Source organism: Nonomuraea sp. WAC 01424 (genome assembly GCF_003947315.1).
Taxonomy (GTDB): Bacteria; Actinomycetota; Actinomycetes; order Streptosporangiales; family Streptosporangiaceae; genus Nonomuraea; species Nonomuraea spiralis.
In genome coordinates, this window is the sequence record NZ_QHHZ01000060.1 from 1 (window position 1) to 1019 (window position 1019).

The following is a 1019-nucleotide window of genomic DNA, read 5'->3' on the forward strand; positions in this document are numbered from 1 at the left end:
GTTCTTGCCGAGCGCCATCTCACCGTTGTCGGTGCAGGGGCCGTCGGCGATGACCTGGTTGACCTCGACCCGGTCGCCCTCGGCGACGATGGGCTTCTGGTTGAAGGAGGTGCCCTGGTTGGAGCGCCTGAACTTGGCCACCCGATAGGTGGTGCGCGTGCCGTCGTCGTTCAGAACGGTGATGAGGTCGGCGGAGACCTCCTCCACCACACCGGCCTTCCCCGCGCTGACGACGTCGCCGGTGTCGGCCGCGGCACGGTACTCCATGCCGGTGCCGACCAGCGGCGCCTCGCTCCTGATCAGCGGCACCGACTGGCGCTGCATGTTCGCGCCCATCAGGGCCCGGTTGGCGTCGTCGTGCTCCAGGAAGGGGATCATCGCGGTGGCGACCGAGACCATCTGGCGCGGGGACACGTCGATGTAGTCGACGTCGCGGGAGGGCACGTACTCGGCCTCGCCGCCCTTGGTGCGGACCAGGACGCGCGCGTCGGTGAGGTCGCCGTCCTCCGTCATGGGCGAGTTCGCCTGGGCGACGACGTAACGGTCCTCCTCGTCGGCGGTCAGGTAGTCGATCCGCTCGGTGACCCTGCCCTCGACGACCTTGCGGTACGGGGTCTCGATGAACCCGAAGGCGTTGAGGCGGCCGAAGCAGGCGAGGTAGCCGATGAGGCCGATGTTCGGGCCTTCGGGCGTCTCGATGGGGCACATCCGGCCGTAGTGGGACGGGTGCACGTCACGAACCTCCATGCCCGCCCGCTCACGGGACAGACCACCGGGGCCGAGCGCGTTCAGGCGCCGCTTGTGGGTCAGGCCGGCCAGCGGGTTGGTCTGGTCCATGAACTGCGACAGCTGCGAGGTGCCGAAGAACTCCTTCATCGACGCCACCACCGGGCGGATGTTGATCAGGGTCTGCGGCGTGATCGCCTCGACGTCCTGGGTGGTCATCCGCTCGCGGACGACGCGCTCCATGCGGGCCAGGCCCAGGCGGACCTGGTTCTGGATGAGCTCGCCGACGCTGC

The 1019-nt window shown here is 68.9% G+C and carries 1 pseudogene; it reads right to left on the bottom strand.

The features are described from left to right. A pseudogene (locus tag DMB42_RS52710) lies at window positions 1–1019 on the bottom strand (DNA-directed RNA polymerase subunit beta); the annotation flags it as partial.